The sequence below is a fragment of the Brevibacterium sp. S22 genome (genome assembly GCF_004745485.1).
GTDB lineage: Bacteria > Actinomycetota > Actinomycetes > Actinomycetales > Brevibacteriaceae > Brevibacterium.
Genome location: NZ_RHFG01000020.1, coordinates 22,362 through 38,765 on the forward strand (window position 1 = coordinate 22,362; position 16,404 = coordinate 38,765).

A 16,404-nucleotide genomic window follows, 5' to 3' on the forward strand; every position below is an offset into this window, starting at 1 on the left:
ACATGAGAATCATCGCCGGAGCCCACAAGGGTGCCAGGCTGACCTCCCCGTCGGGGGCGAACACCAGGCCGACGTCCGACCGGGTCAAGGAGTCCCTGTTCTCCATGCTCGAGGGTTACGGGGTCCTGCCGGCCGCGAACGTCCTCGACCTCTTCGCCGGGTCCGGGGGCCTGGGGTTCGAAGCGATGTCGCGGGGAGCCGCGCAGGTCGATTTCGTCGATTCCTCGCTGACCTCGATCCGCACACTGCAGGCGAATGCGGACAAGCTCGGACTCGACCACTCGGCCGACGTGCACGCCGGCGATGTGCTTCACTTCCTGGCAGGGCTGCCCGGACCAGACGATCCGGAGTCGCGGGTCTTCGACCTCGTTTTCATGGACCCGCCCTACCCGCTCGGAGAGGACGCGGTCACGCAGATCCTCCGGCGGCTCGCAGCGCATCTCGATATGGAATCGATCGTCATCGTCGAACGGGCCGCGCGCTCACCGGAACCGGCGATGCCTACGGGCCTGGAGGTGTTCCGGTCGAAGACCTTCGGTGAGACCGCTGTCCACTTCGTCCAGCTCACGGCGGAGCCGGAAGCGAACTAGAGCACACTGGAGAGGAACGAGCGGGTGCGCTCGTGCTGCGGGTTGTTGAAGATCTGATCCGGCGGGCCCTCTTCGAGGACCTGACCGCCGTCGAACATCATCACCCGATGCGAGACATCGCGGGCGAACTGCATCTCATGAGTCACCAGCAGCATCGTGATGTCCGTGGTCTCTGCGATATCGCGCAGCACTCCGAGCACGTCCCCGACGAGCTCCGGGTCGAGCGCTGAGGTGACCTCGTCGAGGAGGAGGATCTCAGGACTCATCGCCAAAGCACGGGCGATCGCCACACGCTGCTGCTGACCGCCGGAGAGACGCGTCGGGTGGGCATCGGCCTTGTCGGCCAGACCCACGCGTTCGAGCAGCTCCTTGGCCTCCTTGCTCGCCTCGGCCTTGGACTTGCCGAGCACATGGACGGGAGCTTCGATGATGTTCTCGAGCACGGTCATATTCGGGAACAGATTGAACTGCTGGAAGACCATGCCGATGCGCGTGGTCATCTCACGCGTGCGCTTCTTCGGCAGCTCGACCCGCTTGCCGCCACGGTTCTCGAACGTCAGAGGCTGACCGTCGACGAAGATGTAGCCGTCGGTGAGCTCCTCGAGCGTCATCACCAGGCGCAGGATCGTCGTCTTGCCCGAACCGCTGGGCCCGATGAGGGTGACGCGTTCACCGGGAGCCACCGTGAAGTTGAGGTTCTTGAGCACTGTGGTCGGCCCGAAGCTCTTCTCCACATCGGTGAACTCGATCGCCGGGCTCGACGAAGCGGAGGCAGTCGTTGGGGTGTTCTCAGTAGGTGGCAAGGCGTCGATCCAATCTCTGAATGAGCAGTGAGGTCGGGTAGCTGGCGGCGAGGAAGATGATTCCGGCCAGGGTGAAGGCTTCCGTGTAGGCGAAGGTCGAACCGCCGAAATTCTTCGCCGCGGTCACGAGCTCGACGACGGAGATCGCGAACAGGAACGGCGTGTCCTTGAACATCGCGACCGCGTAGTTGCCGAGCGACGGGATGGTCGCCCGCAGCGCCTGCGGCAGCACGATCGCGGTGAACGTGCGCACCGGCGGCAGCGACAGCGCGGTGGCCGCCTCGAACTGGCCCGGCGGCACCGAGTCGATGCCGGCCCGGTAGCTTTCGGACATGTACGTCGAATAGTGGATGCCGATGACGATGAAGCCGATGACAAGCGCAGGGACATCGACAAGCCCCGGAATGTCCGAGAACGCGTAGTAGACGAACAGCAGCTGAACGACCAGCGGGGTGTTGCGGACAAATGCCACAAGGAGCCGGACGAGCCAGTTGATCCAGCGCGGCAGACCGCGGATGGCCACAGCGAGGATGAGTCCGAGGATCGCGGCGATCACGGTGCCGACGACGGTGGCGATCAGTGTGTTGACGAATCCGCGGAGCAGGATCGGCAGCGCCTCGACGGCGAATTCCCAATTCCACATCAGAGGCCACCTCCCTGTCCGGGGAAGGGATTCTTCGTCGGATCCGCACCAGTGCTGTGGTTGGCGCCCTCATTCGCTGCAGCATGCGAGGCGAGGCGATCTCGGCGCACAGCGTCTGCGCGAGCGAGGCGACGGGCCTCGCGGCGATCCGTGCGCGAGTTCGGGCGTCTGCGGCCGAGCGCGGACGCGGCCCTGCGTTCGAGGAAGTTCATGAGTTCCTGGAGCAGCCATGCCAGCGCGAAGTAGATGATGAGGCTGACCGAGAAGGCGAACATCGTGTCGCCGGTCGACTGGCGCAGCTGAGTGGTCTTGTCCGTGAGATCGGACAGCGTGATGAAGGAGACGACGGCCGTGCCCTTGAGCAGCTGGATGAGCAGGGTCGCGATCGACGGGATCATGAGAGCCCAGGCCTGTGGGAAGATCACGCGGATCATGCGGCGAGTGGGGGAGAGGCTGAGCGCGATCGCGGCCTCCCATTGCCCCGGGGCCACGGTCTTGATCGAGGATCGGACCACCTCAGCGCAATAGGCTCCGTAGTTGAGCGCCAGCGCTCCGATGCCGCAGGCCATGGGATCGAGATCGAACCCGAAAAGGGGCAAGACGAAGAACAGCCAGAACAGCTGCACGAGCAGAGAGGTGCCGCGAAAGAATTCGACGATGATGCGGGCCGGGACGCGCAGCCATGCGCTCGGCGAGGTCATCGACAGACCGAGGATGATTGCGATGAGCACGGCCCCGATGCTGCCGGCGACCGTGAGGATGATGGTTGTCTGAACTCCCTCCCACAGCTGTGGAAGGAAGTTCAGCAACGTCGTGACATTGTCATTCATAGTGCGTGAGAGGAGTCGACTCAGGAATCAGCGGTGGGAAGTTCGCCCTTGCACAGCTGATCGGTCGTGATCGAACCGTCAGGGCGCTCTTCCTTCGTGAATCCGTAGTCGCCGACGACGTCGAGGTAGGACTTCTCATCGGAGACGATCTTGTCCAGACCCTTGTTCCATTCGTCGCGGAGTTCCTTTTCGTCGGTGCGGAAGACCGTGGCGCCGGCACCGACCTGCGGGACACCGTCGATCTCCTGGACGAAGGAATCGCTGACCTCGACACCGGAATCCTCGGTGTTCTTCTCCATCCAGTTGAGCGAGATGGCGGTCAGCGCAAAGACATCGGCGCGGCCGGTCGTCACGGCGTCCATACCGTCCTGCGGGGTGCCGACCTCCTGCGTCTTGATGCCGAGCTCTTTCGCGTACATGGTGTTCTCAATGGCGCCGGTCATGGTGGCAAGCTTGAGGCCCTTGTCCTTGACATCCTCCATGTCCTTCATTCCATCCAGCTTGCCCTCTTTGGTCATCAGGGCTGTGGTGTACATGAACTCGGGATCACCGAAGGAGGCCTGCTCGCACCGGTCGGGCAGGATCGACATACCGGCCGAGATCGCGTCGAAGCGATCGGCGTTGAGGCCGGGGATGAGCGAACCGAACTCGGTGTTGACGCCTTCGACGTCGTCGACGCCAAGCTCCTTGAACACGGCCTTCGCCAGTGAGACGGAAGCTCCTTGGAGCTCACCGCCCTCTTCGAAGCTGTACGGGGCTTCGCCGGCGAAGCCGACGGAGATCTTTCCGTCGTCGATGGCCTTCTGCAGAGTCGACTTGTCTGAGTCGCTTCCACCGCAGGCACCGAGGGTGAGCGTCAGCGCGAGGATCGATGTCGCGGCGGCCAGTCCTTTGAGTTTCATTTGCTGTTCCTTCCTTGAACGTCGACACATCAGCGTGACGTGCGTCTCTGAAACAGTATTCAATACTCATGTTGTCCGAATGTCACACTGTCTGACAACGTTATATGATCGTGACCGTGACGAATCCTCCGACTTCCGAGCTGCCGGTGCTGCGCAAAGTGGTCCGGTCCTCGACGATCGACCTCATCGTCGACCAGCTGCGCAACGCCATCTACAGCGGTTCGCTCGAGCCCGGTCAGTCGATCAACGAAGTGCGCACCGCTGAGCTGCTCGCGGTGTCGCGGCCGTCTCTGCGGGAGGCCCTGCAGCGCCTCATCAGCGAAGGCGTGATGACGCACGCCCCCGGACGAGGTGTGCATGTGCGGCGGATGCGCACCGCCGATATCGACGATGTCTATGCCGTGCGGGAGGCGATCGAATCGCAGGCGGTCAAGCTCGTCATCCGCCACAGTCTGGCCACCTCCAGGATCGACCTGGCGCTGCAGGCACTTGAGCGCGCCATCGAAGAGAACGCCGCGCGCACGATCGGCGACGCCGACCTCAACTTCCACCATTCGATCGTCGCGTGCTCCGGTTCGACGCGACTGACCGACCTCATGAAGGTCTCGATGGTCCACACCCGCCTGCTGTCGCTGTCCGACAAGCGCGGCTACGAGGTCCGATGCGACCTCATCGGCAGTCACCGGGAACTCGCCGAGGCGGTCACCGCCGGTGACGAATCCCGATCCCTGGCGATCGTCGCCGGGATCATGGCCGAGGCGACCTCCCGCCTGCACGGACCCGACGATGGCTTCGACGCACAGGTGGTCCGCGGCCGCGAGGGCGAAACCACCGTCGATGACCAGTGGCTGCAGCTGCGGGAGCAGCCGAGCTGATGCCCGTCTCCGGTCGTGCCGGCACGAGTTCTCGGCTGCCGTCTGAGCGGCCAGGCGATACGATGGAGAGCATGAAGGTCGTCTGCCCCGGTTCCTATGACCCGATCACCATGGGTCATCTCGATATCATCGCCCGCAGCTCTCGGATGTTCGAGCAGGTGGTTGTGGCGGTGGTTCACAATCCCTCGAAGTCGGGTCGCTTCGGCCCGGAAGTCCGCGCGGACCTCATCCGCCGATCCCTGGCCGAAGACGAGCGCACCCGGGATGCTGCGAACATCACGATCGACCTCGTCTCCGGCGGTCTCCTCGTCGACTACTGCACCTCCATCGGCGCTCCCGCCGTCGTCAAGGGTCTGCGCTCGGGTACGGACTTCGCCTACGAACTGCCGATGGCGCTGATGAACAAGCACCTGTCCGAACTCGAGACGATCTTCGTCCCCGGCGATCCGAAGTTCGAACACGTCTCCTCCTCGCTCATCAAGGAAGTCCACTCAGGCGGCGGGGACATCGAAGGCCTCGTGCCCACCTCGGTGCTGGCGGCCCTGCGGGGCGATGTCCCCGGCCACGACGGCGCCCGCTGAGGGATGGGCGCAGCAACGCCAGCCAACCGGGCCTGGTTCCCGGGCCTCGTCGCCCACACCATCGTCGCGCATGCCACCTACAACGGTGTGCGCGTCCTCATCTCCTACCGGACCCTCGAACTCGGCGGGTCCGGTGTCGTCCTCGGTCTCATGACCGCCGTCTACTCTCTCGTCCCGCTGCTCACAGCGCTCTTCGTCGGCCGCCTCGTCGATCGTGGATACGCCACCGCGGTGCTCTGGGTCGGCACCGTCCTGTCGATTCTGCCCGTCGCGCTCGCGGCAGCTGCTCCGAACCTCGGTGTGCTCCTCATCGCCACGATGAGTCTCGGTTTCGGGCAGCTGCTCACGACCGTGGCCTCCCAGGCGCTCATTCCTGCCAGCTTCCCGGCCGATCGCCTGACCGCGAAGTTCGGTCACCTGACCCTCGGGGTCTCGATCGGGCAGACCATCGGACTGCCTGTGGCCGGCATGATCGCCGACGCCACCTCCGGGGATGCCCACATCACGAACGCGCTGTGGTTCATGACCGGGCTTTCGGCGCTCACTCTCGTCGCCGCCGTCATCGTCATGCTCCGCGGACGCACTCCGCACGTCTCCCGCGCCGAAGCCGCCGAAGGTGCCCAGACCCCATGGACGCTGCTGTCGCTGCGAGGGATGAAGCCGGCGATCTTCGCGTCGATGGCCACGCTCGCCGCCGTCGACCTCATGACCGCCTATCTGCCGCTCATCGGTGAAGAGAACGGTCTGTCCGTCACCCTCGTGACGTGGCTGCTCGCGCTGCGGACGCTCGCCTCGGTGATCTCACGTCTGTTCATCGGGGTGCTCACGCGCAAGTGGAGGAACCTCTCACTGCTGTGGACCGCCTCGGCGGCGGCAGGCCTGTGCGTGATCCTCATCCCCGTCCTCAGCCAACCATGGACGCTGGCCATCCTGCTCGCGGTCGCGGGCTTCTGCTTCGGCCTCACCCAACCGCTGACGATGACGTGGGTGTCGACCCTGGCCGACCCGGCGAATCGGGCCGCGGTGCTCTCGATCCGCTTGGCGGGCAACCGACTCAGCCAGGTCGCGATCCCGTCGGCCGCCTCGGCGCTCACCGTCCTTGCCGGTTCCGGGATCGTCTTCACGATTTCGGGGGCGCTGCTCGTCCTCGCCGGGGGAGTGACCTGGCGCAATGAACACGAACGATGGTGACGAGGAACACCTTTGCGGCGAGCGGAGACCGATTGGTAATGGCAGGCGATGATGATTAGAATGGTGAGTCGCGTGTGAACGCAGGAGCGACATCCTCAAACGCACCAGGAGGACAGGCATGAAGAACAGATCTGAATTCGTCTATGATCTCAGATCCATGGGATTGCTCGGTCATCCGGGTGAGTGGGAACGGGTGAACACCACCTTGTCGGCTCCAGCGGATCTCAAGATCGAAGTGATCGGGGTTGCGGAAGGTTCACCACTGATACTCGAGCTGATGTTCGAGAGTGTGTCGGAGGGAATCTACGTGTCGGGAACAGTCTCGGCGACGGCCCGCGGCGAAGACGCAAGGACGCTCGAACCCATCGAGTTGCCTATAGATGTGGACATCCAAGAGATGTACGTCTATGAGCAGGCCGAAGGGGACGAGGACTCCTACGTCATCGACCGGGATCAGCTCGACCTCGAGCCCGCGATCAGAGACGCCGTCGTGATGGCTCTGCCGTTCAGTCCTTCACAGGATGAGAGCGAGGAGTTCAGCTACACCCTGGGGGAAGACCTCGAGGTGGACGAGGACGAATCCGAATCGCCGTTCGCATCATTGAAGAATCTGTTGGAAGAGAAGAAAGAGAGCTAGACGTGGCTGTTCCGAAGCGTAAATTGTCGCGCAGCAACACCCGCCACCGTCGTTCGCAGTGGAAGGCCAAGGCTCCTAACCTGGTCAAGACTGTGGAGAACGGTCGCGTTGTGTACTCGCGCCCCCACCAGGCCAAGGTCGTCGAAGACGCAGCCGGCACCCCGCTGTACCTCGAGTACAAGGGCCGCAAGGTCGCTGACGTCTGAGACTGTGGACACTGACACCACAGCAGCACTGAAGAAGAGTCTCGGGATCGATATTGATCCCGAGACTTTTCGTCTCGCGCTCACACATCGCTCCTTTGCCTTCGAAGCCGGTGGGATCCCCACCAACGAGCGCCTCGAGTTCCTCGGAGACTCCGTTCTGGGTCTCGTCGCCACCGAGTCGCTGTTCTACGACAACCCGCATCTGCCCGAGGGCCAGCTGGCCAAGATGCGTTCGGCCGTCGTCAACACGCGAGCCCTGGCCGCGATCGCCCGCAGGCACGGCGTCGGCGAGCACATCCTGCTGGGCAAGGGTGAGGAGCTGACCGGCGGTCGGAACAAGGACTCGATCCTCGCCGACACGGTCGAGGCCCTCATCGGCGCGACCTTCGTCTCCCGCGGACGTGAAGCGGCCTTCGCCTTCGTCCACCGCCTCATCGACGGCATGCTCGACGACGCGGTCAACCTCGGTGCGGGGATGGACTTCAAGACCACCCTGCAGGAAGCCGCGGCCGACCTCGACCTCGGTGCAGTGAGCTACGAGATCACCTCGTCCGGGCCCGACCATGCGATGGTCTTCACCGCCAACGCGATGCTCGGCACGAACAATTGGGGCGCCGGCGACGGGTCCTCGAAGAAGGCCGCGGAAGCCGCCGCCGCCGAGGTGGCCGTCAAAGCCATCCGCACCATCTATCCGGACTACCGGCGCTGAGTCCCTCTGTGCGTTTGGGTTCTTCGCTGTCTCATGGGGCGGTGTTCTGATGCCTGAGCTTCCCGAGGTCGAAAGCGTGCGTCGCGGAGTCGTTGAATGGACGGCCGGGACGACGATCACCGGCGCCGAGGTGGTCGACCCCCGAATCCTGGGCACGACGTCCCAGCGGCGCATCGATCCGTCGGCGGCCGACGCCTTCGTCTCCGCTGTCTCCGGCTCCCGGATTCTGGGTGCCGAGCGGCGTGGGAAGTTCATGTGGCTGAGCCTGGGGGAGGGGATCGTGTCCGGGCATCCGGCTCCACGGGAGCCGTTCGGCACTGCCGGTTCGTCGTCGGGTCGGCAGGCTCCTGAACTGGGGATCCTCGTCCATCTCGGGATGAGCGGTCAGCTGCGCATCCACGATCCCGGCGAGGATGTCCACCGGCACACCCGGGCGGTCCTGCACCTCGGCGGCGGTGGGCGCGATCTGGGCACTGGACGAGAGCTGCGCTTCGTCGATCAGCGGATCTTCGGCCATATCGGCGTCCAACCGCTCGTTCACGGGTACGGTCGGCTTGTCCCCGCTTCGGCGATCCATATCGCTGCCGATCCTCTTGAGCCCGCATTCGACCCTGAGGTGGTCGTCGGCGAACTCGCGCGCAAGCGGACCGCGATCAAGGCGGCGCTGCTCGACCAGACGCTCATCAGCGGAATCGGCAACATCTATGCCGACGAGGCGCTGTTCAGGGCGGGGGTCCACCCGTCGGCGGTGCCTGCGCGGACACGGAAGAGCCGCCTCGTCGCCGTGCTCGAATCCGCGACGAAGGTGATGAGCGATGCCCTCGCCGTGGGCGGGACGAGCTTCGACGCTCTCTACGTCAACGTCAACGGCGAATCCGGCTACTTCGACCGGGCACTGCTCGTCTACGGGCGTGGGGGCCAGGAGTGCGTGCGCTGCGGAACGGAGATCGCGAAGATCACCGTCAGTGGCCGCGGAACGCATTTCTGTCCGAACTGCCAGAAGCCCCCGCGGTACCGGTAGCCCGCGCCAGCCGGCGCCCGTCCCTCTCTTTTCCACGTGTGTTGCTCGAGCTCAAGCAAGCATCCTGCACCGCTGCTCTCAGTTCCTCGTGTTCGCCGCAACTCCTACAGGTGCCAGAGCGTCGGTCACCGATAACGGCATTGCGCACCGGTGCACCGCGCCGATTTGTCGCTGGGGGTGAGGGATACTGCGTCGAGGCCGCTCCCGCGCAGCGATTGCCGAGTAGAATCTGGGCAAGACACCGTCGGTTGAGCCGGCGGAGGGGAGGAACAGACATGTTCGCGGTTCCCACTTTCATCGGTGCGGTCGTGCTGCTTCTTGTCAGGGCACTGCTGACCGTGGCATTCGTCCGCGAATTCTTGGTCAAGGCCAAGGACATTCCGGCGTTTGCGAAGAACGATGGTCTCAGCGTGCCCGTCGCGTGGTTCGTCGCCATTGCGGAGCTCGCCGCCGCAGTCTCATTCGCGACCGGAGTCCTCGCACAATGGGCCGGTCTCGGCGTGATCGTCCTGATGATCATCACGACCAGTCTGCACGTCTTCAAATGGCGTTCGAAGTATTGGGCTTCGGCCGGAGGCCCCGAATACGATCTGCTCCTGCTGGTGCTGGCCGCCGTCATCACAGCATTCGGGACCGGCCCGATCTCCGTTCCGGCGCTGTTCGGAATGTGACGGCGACGAGGTCCGGTCGTATCAGGGCGACCGTGTCAGTCGGCGGACGAAGAAGAGTGTCGCCACGGCGAGCCGCTCTGCGCTTGCGAGCGGTCGGTGAGCTGAGCAGGATGACCGAGCCGAAAGGGACGGCAGGAAGCACAGGATCGACCGCCCAAAACTACCTGACGGCGGCTTAACAACCTCGCGCGAAGTTGCTAAGCCGCCGTCAGGTAGCAAATTGGAGGGGCTAGGGGGTGTTGGTGGAATCCTTGTCCGCTGTCGCCTCGGTGTCCTCGGGCTCGACCTGGAGTTCTGAGGTCTCGAGGCCGAAGATCTCGCCGTCGTACTCGTCGACCGCGGTGGCCACCGAGGTCTCGAGCACGTGGGCGGCCAGCTGCTCCTGGATGATGAGCGGATCCTTCGACAGGTCCTTCCACACCGCCACACACAGCAGCAGCATGACGAGGACGAACGGCAGCGCTGAGACGATCGTGATGTTCTTCAGTCCGTCCAGCGCCTCGGCGGGATCCGAACCGCCCGCCAAGAGCATCACCGCAGCCACAGCACCGGTCGCAGTTCCCCAGAAGATGACCAGACCGCGGCCCGGCTCCTGCATACCGTTGGCCGACAGCGTGCCCATGACGATCGAGGCCGAGTCCGCACCGGTGACGAAGAAGATCGCGATGAGGACGACCGTGACGATCATGAGGATGATCGCGATGAGGTTCGGCAGCGGCAGAGCGGCCAGGAGGTCGAACAGGACCGTGTCCATGTTGATGTCCGGCTCGCCGTCGACGATGCTGGCCAGAGCCTTGACCGTGCCCTCGCCGCGTTCGGCGCGCTCCTGGATTCCGATGGCGCCGCCGCCGAAGATCGCGAACCAGATGGTCGAGACGACGGAGGGGACGATGAGGACGCCGGTGACGAACTGACGCACTGTGCGACCGCGCGAGATGCGCGCGATGAACAGGCCGACGAAAGGCGACCATGACACCCACCACGCCCAGTAGAAGACCGTCCACGACGACAGCCACTCATTCACGCCCTCACCGTTGGCCGCGGTGCGCGAGGCCAACTGCGGCAGGTCCTGGATGAACGAACCCACCGAGGAGGGGATGACGTTGAGGATGAACAGCGTCGGTCCGCCGATGAAGACGATGAGGGCGACGATGACGGCGAGCACCATGTTGATGTTCGACAGCCACTGGATGCCCTTCTCCACGCCCGAGACCGCCGAGGCGACGAAGGCCGCGGTGAGGATGGCGATGATGATGACGAGGACAGGGGAGGTGACCTCGGACATGAGGCCTGCAGACTCGATGCCGCCGCCGATCTGGATGGCGCCCAGACCCAGCGAGCAGGCCGAGCCGAACAGAGTCGCGAGGATCGCGAGGATGTTGATGACCTTGCCGCCGAAGCCGTTGACCGCACGTTCGCCGAACAGCGGGGTGAACATCGAGGAGAACAGCTGGGACCGGCCGAGGCGGAACGAACCATAGGCCACACCGAGGCCGACGATGGCGTACATGGCCCACGGGTACAGCGTCCAGTGGAACAGCGTGGTGCCCATGGACGTGCCCATCGCCTCAGCCGAGGAGCCGTCGACGGTGTTCGGGGGAGGCGACATGTAGAAGAAGAGAGGCTCACCGACCGCGGAGAACACCAGACCGATGCCCATACCGGTCGCGAACATCATCGCGATCCACGAGGAGGTCTTGAACTCCGGCTTCTCATCGTCCTTGCCCAGCGGGATCCGTCCGAAGCGGCTGACGGCGACGACGATGACGAAGATCGTGAAGATCGTGGCGGCGATGACGAAGAGCCAGCCGAAGTTGTCCATGACGCCGGTCAGCAGCGTGCCAGCCACGTTGCCGAGGGTGTCGGGGGAGACGAAGCCCCAGACGACGAAGGCGACGGCGAGGATGCCTGCCGCGAAGAAGACGACCTTGTCCAGACCCTCACGTTTGAAGGGCCGCAGCGCGGTCGTCGGATTCTTCAGGTGCTCGATGAGCTCCTGTATCTTGGTATGTTCACTGCTCATGCTTGAACTTGCCGAACGGGGTCGTTCCTCGTGACTGTGACGCGGGCGGACTCCCTCCTCGGCATTCCTTCCTTGGATGGACGGCATCGGACTGGCTGCCGAAACGGTCCGAGCAGACTGCACTCGAACGCCTCTCACCCATGATTTTGACAGACGATGGGACAAGATTGCGGGAATTTCGACTCACCCGCATGATTTCGGCGCCTCTGCTGTGCTTCACCGCCGTACTGACGCGGTGACATGTCGGAGGCCCCGCCGCATGCGGCAGGGCCTCTTCCAGCTCCCCCGGCTGGGCTCGAACCAGCGACCCTTCGATTAACAGTCGAATGCTCTGCCAACTGAGCTACGGAGGAAGAACGTGGTTTCCCACGCACGAAGAGCGAGCTTACCAAAGTTTCGGGGAGTTCGCAGAAGTCTGCCCTCATTTCGGGTCTCCGGCTGCCCGAGAGCCCGTCCTCAGCGGACGGGACGGATATGCTGGGTTCCACGATGCATCTCAAAAGCCTGACCCTGCGTGGATTCAAGTCCTTCGCCTCGGCCACGACTCTCAAGTTCGAGCCGGGGATCACCTGCGTCGTCGGACCCAATGGATCGGGCAAGTCCAATGTCGTCGACGCCCTGTCCTGGGTGATGGGAGAGCAGGGGGCGAAGAACCTGCGCGGCGGAAAGATGGACGACGTCATCTTCGCCGGAACCTCGAAGAGGCAGGCATTGGGGCGCGCCGAGGTGACCCTGACGATCGACAACTCCGACGGAGCCATCCCCGTCGACTACACCGAGGTGACCATTTCGCGGACCCTGTTCCGCACCGGCGGATCCGAATACGCCGTCAACGGCGCACCCGCACGCCTGCTCGACATCCAAGAGCTGCTCAACGACTCCGGCCTGGGCAAGGAGATGCACGTCATCGTCGGCCAGGGCCGCCTCGATGCGATCCTCCACGCCGACCCGCTCGAACGACGCAGCTTCATCGAAGAAGCCGCCGGAGTGCTCAAACACCGACGCCGCAAGGACAAAGCGGTCCGCAAACTCACCGGACTGCAGACGAACCTCGACCGACTCACCGACCTGCGCACCGAACTCAATCGGCAGCTGGGCCCACTGGGCCGGCAGGCCGAGGCAGCCGCGAAAGCAGCGACCGTCCAAGCGACTCTGCGCGATGCCACCGCCAGACTGCTCGCCGACGATGCCGTGCGGTTGCAGTCCTCCCTGGCCTCGACCAGCGACGGCGAAGACCACAGCGACCGCATTGCCGAACTCGACCACACCCGCACCCGCACCGAGGCACGACTGGCGGAGATCGAAGCCCGGCTGTCCGAACTCGACACCGAATTCGAAGTCCAACGCACCGCGGAATCGCGGACACAGACCCAGATCGTGCGCGCCCAAGGGCTGAGCCAACGTGCCGAAGACAAACGATCCCACCTGCTGTCCGAGGTCACGAGCCTGGGACAGCGGGAATCGAAGTCCCCCGAAGAGCTGCGCGCCCAGGCCGAACGCAACCGTTCCGAACTCACCGACGCCGAGGCAGCCGTGACCGAGAAGACGAGCACGCTCGAGGCCAGCCAGCAGCGGAAGGAAGAGCTCACCCAAGCGCTGGGTGCCGCCGAAGACGAGGTCAAGGCCGCGCAGATCGCCATCACCGAGGCGGTGAAGAACCGCTCGGCACTGCAGTCGAAGCAGACCCAGGCGGCCGAACGGATCACCGACCTCAGGTCCCGGATCGAAGCCAACCGCACAGAGATCGAAACCGTCACCGCCCGCATCACTGAACGCACCAAGGAACTCGAATCCGCCGAAACCGGAGTCGAGGACGTCGAAGCCGGAGAGACCGAGCTCGACTCCGCCTACGAGACCGCGACAGAAGCGCAGGAGAAGCTCGAAGCCGAACGCACCCGGCTGCAGGAGCAGCAGGCGCAGGTCGCCTCCGAACTGTCCTCGGCGAAAGCCCGCGCCGAAGCCCTTGCTTTGGGCACCGCACTGGAAGCCGACCTCGAAGACATCGTCAACGCCGAGCTGCCGGGAGTGCGCACGGCCGTGACCGAACGGCTGAGCGTCGAGCACGGATTCGAAATGGCCGCGGCCGCCGCACTGTCGACCACGGTCTCCGGCGTCATCGTCGATGACAGCGAAGTGGCGCTGGCAGTGCTCGACCACCTCGGCGAGGACACGAACGTCTCCCTGACCATCCCCGCCGGTGCTCGAACGATGTCCGGGAAGGGCGGCGGAAGTGCCCTTCCCACACTTCCGGAGCTGCCTGCGCTGGGGCAGCTGCAATGGCTGTCCGACATCGTCGACAGCGACGTTGCCGAACTGCGCACCCTGCTGGCCCGTGCCCTGCACGGAGTCGTCTGCGTCCCCGACGCACGGACCGGAATCGCCCTCACCGAGGCTCGGCCCGAACTCACCGCCGTCACCGTCCACGGGGAAGTGCTCACCGCGACCCGCATCAGCCGGGCCCGCACCGCCTCGGGCACCCGCCTGGCCTCGCAGACCGCGATCGCGGACACACACTCGCTGATCACCGACCTCGAGGGGCGGGCCGAGAAGCTCGACACCGCACTCGAGGAGATCGAACCGCGGCTTGCCGCCGCCCGAGAGGAATCGGCGGCGGCGCTCGACGCCCTCCACTCCTCGGATGCGAAGATCATGGCCGCCGCCGAAGAGGTCTCACGCATCACCGGCGAGATCGGTGTGGCCCGCACCCGCCTGCAGCGCTCGCAAGAGAACGCCAGCGAACTCGAATCGCGCCTCGCCGCAGCCGAACGCGACTCACAGTCGGCCGCGGCGGCATTGGCCGGAGCCGCCGTTGTCGACGAAGTCGTCGACACCGCCGCCCGTGACGAGCTCAGTGCACAGGTCGCCCAATCGTCGGAAGACCTCGTCGAAGCCCGCATCAGCCATCGGGCCGCAGCCGACCGCGCCCGGTTCCTCAGCGACCGGGTCGACTCCCTCCTGCGTGCGGCGAAGGCCGAAGAGGCTGCGCGGGAGCAGACTCAGCGCACGATCGCGAAGAAGAAGCGGGCTGCCGCCTCGGTGCAGCTCATCGCCGAAACCGCGGCCGAAGCCGCGGAGCTGGCCACCTCCACGGTGGCAGAACTCGGTGAGGCGATCCAGGTCCTCGTCGACGAACGCAGCGGTCTGCGCGAAGAGAAGGGCCGCCTCGGCGAGGAATTGGGGTCGGCGCGGACCCAGCTGCAGAAGCTCAAGGACGCAGCCGCCGAGGCGGAGCTGGCGAAAGAGCGGTTCCGGCTCAGACTCGAGGAGATCGGGCACCGATCCGAGGAAGAGACGGGACTCGGCATCGACCGTCTCATCGACGAATTCGGGCCGCATCTGCCGGTTCCGTCATTCGAGAACGATGTGGAGGACCGGCCGTATGTGCGCGCCGAGGTCGAGAAGGCGCAGAAGCAGGCGGCATCACAGCTCAAACGCATCGGCACTGTCAATCCGCTGGCACTCGAGGAGTATGAGGCGCTGAAGGAGCGGCACCAGTTCCTCGAGAAGCAGATCGCGGACATCGAGTCCTCGCGCAAGGACCTCATGCAGCTCGTCGAAGAGGTCGACCGGCATGTCGAACGCGTCTTCGCCGAAGCCTATGCGGATACGGCCCGCGAGTTCGAGGACATCTTCTCCCGCCTCTTCCCCGGCGGTGAGGGTGCACTGAGCCTGACCGATCCCGACGATATGCTCACCACCGGCGTCGACGTGCACGCCCGCCCGGCGGGTAAGAAGGTCAAACGGCTGTCCCTGCTCTCCGGTGGGGAGCGGTCGCTCGTGGCCGTGGCCATGCTGGTGGCGATCTTCAAGGCCCGGCCGAGCCCGTTCTATGTCATGGACGAGGTCGAAGCGGCCCTCGACGATCTCAACCTCTCGCGGCTGCTCACGGTGTTCGAAGAGCTGCAGGACTCCTCGCAGCTCATCGTCATCACCCACCAGAAACGGACCATGGAGATCGCCGACGCCCTCTACGGAGTGACGATGCACGGCGATGGCGTGTCGAAAGTCATATCGCAGCGGATTCCGTGATCCGCGACCGCACGCGTCCGAGGTGACAGGCCCGCCGCGCGGACACAAGGGCGTTTGACGGTGACGCCCAGGACAGTCCCAGGGAATTTTGCAACTGCCCTATGGCGGCCGAGCACACTTGTCGTGGCCAGGGACTATAGACTTGGGCCGAGACACAGGTATTCGAAGAACGTGAGGAGCGAGACGTCCATGGCCGAGGCTGCTGTACTGCGAGGTGGCTCGAAGGCATGAATTCGGTACTTGTCGTCATCGTCGGACTTGCGATCTCGTTCGCCTTAGCACTCGTGGTCGTACTCCTCGTGGCTCTGCCCGGCCTGCGCGCCGAAGGACGCCTGCGATACTCCTCCGATGTGCAGCGATTCCGCCTGCCGTCCGAATGGACCGGCTACGACGACGAAGTCCACGAGTTCTTCGGCCACGATGACGGCACCTCGCACTTGGCGACCAGGGAACAGGCGGCGGTGACCGCGATCCGCGACCACTCCTATGTGCTGCGCCCTCAGCCCAGACGCCACGCCGCCCCTCTGCTCATCACGGTGCGCCCGCGCACCCGCCATTGGAAGATCCCGGAGTCGGGAACCGGGTGGAAGACCACCGCCGGGCTGCTCTTCGGCAGCCGCGGGTCCTGACCTCTGACCCACCTGGCCTCGGGCGTACGAGGCTGAGAACAACGGAGCCCGCGCCGACTGATTC

General features: G+C 64.7%; 16 protein-coding genes and 1 tRNA gene. 11 read left to right on the top strand and 6 right to left on the bottom strand.

Annotated features, from left to right (window positions below; genetic code table 11):
* Positions 1-2: 2 nt before the first annotated feature.
* Complete coding sequence (gene rsmD / locus EB835_RS14760) at positions 3-590, top strand: 16S rRNA (guanine(966)-N(2))-methyltransferase RsmD (RefSeq protein ID WP_135810218.1); 588 nt, start codon at positions 3-5, stop codon at positions 588-590.
* Here rsmD and ehuA read toward each other — a convergent pair.
* Genes ehuA through EB835_RS14780 form a run of 4 tightly spaced genes read right to left on the bottom strand, consistent with a single transcriptional unit; the run spans position 587 to position 3,768 of the window.
* Positions 587-1,393, bottom strand: a complete 807-nt coding sequence (ehuA, locus tag EB835_RS14765; RefSeq protein WP_135810219.1) for an ectoine/hydroxyectoine ABC transporter ATP-binding protein EhuA — start codon at positions 1,391-1,393, stop codon at positions 587-589. The two genes, rsmD and ehuA, sit on opposite strands and share 4 nt — an antisense overlap.
* Positions 1,380-2,036 carry an ectoine/hydroxyectoine ABC transporter permease subunit EhuD gene (gene ehuD, locus EB835_RS14770; RefSeq protein WP_135810220.1) on the bottom strand — a complete coding sequence of 219 codons (657 nt, stop codon included), beginning with the start codon at positions 2,034-2,036 and terminating at the stop codon, positions 1,380-1,382. The genes ehuA and ehuD overlap by 14 nt, the downstream gene beginning before the upstream one ends.
* Positions 2,036-2,866 (bottom strand): ectoine/hydroxyectoine ABC transporter permease subunit EhuC, encoded by an 831-nt coding sequence (ehuC, locus tag EB835_RS14775; RefSeq protein ID WP_135810221.1) that lies wholly within the window; start codon positions 2,864-2,866, stop codon positions 2,036-2,038. Before ehuC ends, ehuD begins: the two co-directional genes overlap by 1 nt.
* A gap of 20 nt (positions 2,867-2,886) precedes the next feature.
* Positions 2,887-3,768, bottom strand: coding sequence for a transporter substrate-binding domain-containing protein (locus EB835_RS14780; RefSeq protein WP_135810222.1), 882 nt, complete (start codon positions 3,766-3,768; stop codon positions 2,887-2,889).
* Between the two features lie 116 nt (positions 3,769-3,884).
* On the opposite strand from EB835_RS14780, the gene EB835_RS14785 reads away from it, so the two are divergent.
* From EB835_RS14785 to EB835_RS14820, 8 genes are all read left to right on the top strand, one after another.
* Positions 3,885-4,643 (top strand): GntR family transcriptional regulator, encoded by a 759-nt coding sequence (locus EB835_RS14785; protein WP_135810223.1) that lies wholly within the window; start codon positions 3,885-3,887, stop codon positions 4,641-4,643.
* 71 nt (positions 4,644-4,714) lie between these two features.
* On the top strand, positions 4,715-5,224 hold the full coding sequence (coaD, locus tag EB835_RS14790; protein ID WP_135810224.1) for a pantetheine-phosphate adenylyltransferase: 510 nt from the start codon (positions 4,715-4,717) through the stop codon (positions 5,222-5,224).
* 3 nt (positions 5,225-5,227) lie between these two features.
* Complete coding sequence (locus EB835_RS14795; RefSeq protein ID WP_135810225.1) at positions 5,228-6,415, top strand: MFS transporter; 1,188 nt, start codon at positions 5,228-5,230, stop codon at positions 6,413-6,415.
* 118 nt (positions 6,416-6,533) lie between these two features.
* Entirely contained in the window at positions 6,534-7,052 is a 519-nt protein-coding gene (locus tag EB835_RS14800) for a YceD family protein (protein ID WP_135810226.1), read from the top strand.
* Positions 7,053-7,054: 2 nt separating this feature from the next.
* Entirely contained in the window at positions 7,055-7,258 is a 204-nt protein-coding gene (rpmF, locus tag EB835_RS14805) for a 50S ribosomal protein L32 (protein ID WP_025777330.1), read from the top strand.
* Positions 7,259-7,262: 4 nt separating this feature from the next.
* The gene (gene rnc, locus EB835_RS14810; protein ID WP_135810227.1) at positions 7,263-7,967 is read left to right on the top strand and encodes a ribonuclease III; all 705 of its coding nucleotides are present in this window, start codon (positions 7,263-7,265) and stop codon (positions 7,965-7,967) included.
* Between the two features lie 49 nt (positions 7,968-8,016).
* Positions 8,017-8,988, top strand: coding sequence for a bifunctional DNA-formamidopyrimidine glycosylase/DNA-(apurinic or apyrimidinic site) lyase (gene mutM / locus EB835_RS14815; protein WP_135810228.1), 972 nt, complete (start codon positions 8,017-8,019; stop codon positions 8,986-8,988).
* A 275-nt stretch (positions 8,989-9,263) separates the two neighbouring features.
* Positions 9,264-9,659 (top strand): DoxX family membrane protein, encoded by a 396-nt coding sequence (locus EB835_RS14820; RefSeq protein WP_135810229.1) that lies wholly within the window; start codon positions 9,264-9,266, stop codon positions 9,657-9,659.
* A 229-nt stretch (positions 9,660-9,888) separates the two neighbouring features.
* On the opposite strand, the gene EB835_RS14825 is transcribed toward EB835_RS14820, so the two are convergent.
* Positions 9,889-11,682 (bottom strand): BCCT family transporter, encoded by a 1,794-nt coding sequence (locus tag EB835_RS14825; RefSeq protein ID WP_135810230.1) that lies wholly within the window; start codon positions 11,680-11,682, stop codon positions 9,889-9,891.
* A 280-nt stretch (positions 11,683-11,962) separates the two neighbouring features.
* Positions 11,963-12,035: transfer RNA gene (locus EB835_RS14830), tRNA-Asn, on the bottom strand.
* A gap of 136 nt (positions 12,036-12,171) precedes the next feature.
* Here EB835_RS14830 and smc point away from each other — a divergent pair.
* Together smc and EB835_RS14840 are read left to right on the top strand one after the other, a co-directional pair.
* Positions 12,172-15,711 carry a chromosome segregation protein SMC gene (gene smc / locus EB835_RS14835; protein ID WP_135810231.1) on the top strand — a complete coding sequence of 1,180 codons (3,540 nt, stop codon included), beginning with the start codon at positions 12,172-12,174 and terminating at the stop codon, positions 15,709-15,711.
* A 227-nt stretch (positions 15,712-15,938) separates the two neighbouring features.
* Complete coding sequence (locus EB835_RS14840; RefSeq protein ID WP_135810232.1) at positions 15,939-16,340, top strand: hypothetical protein; 402 nt, start codon at positions 15,939-15,941, stop codon at positions 16,338-16,340.
* The last annotated feature ends 64 nt before the right edge of the window (positions 16,341-16,404 follow it).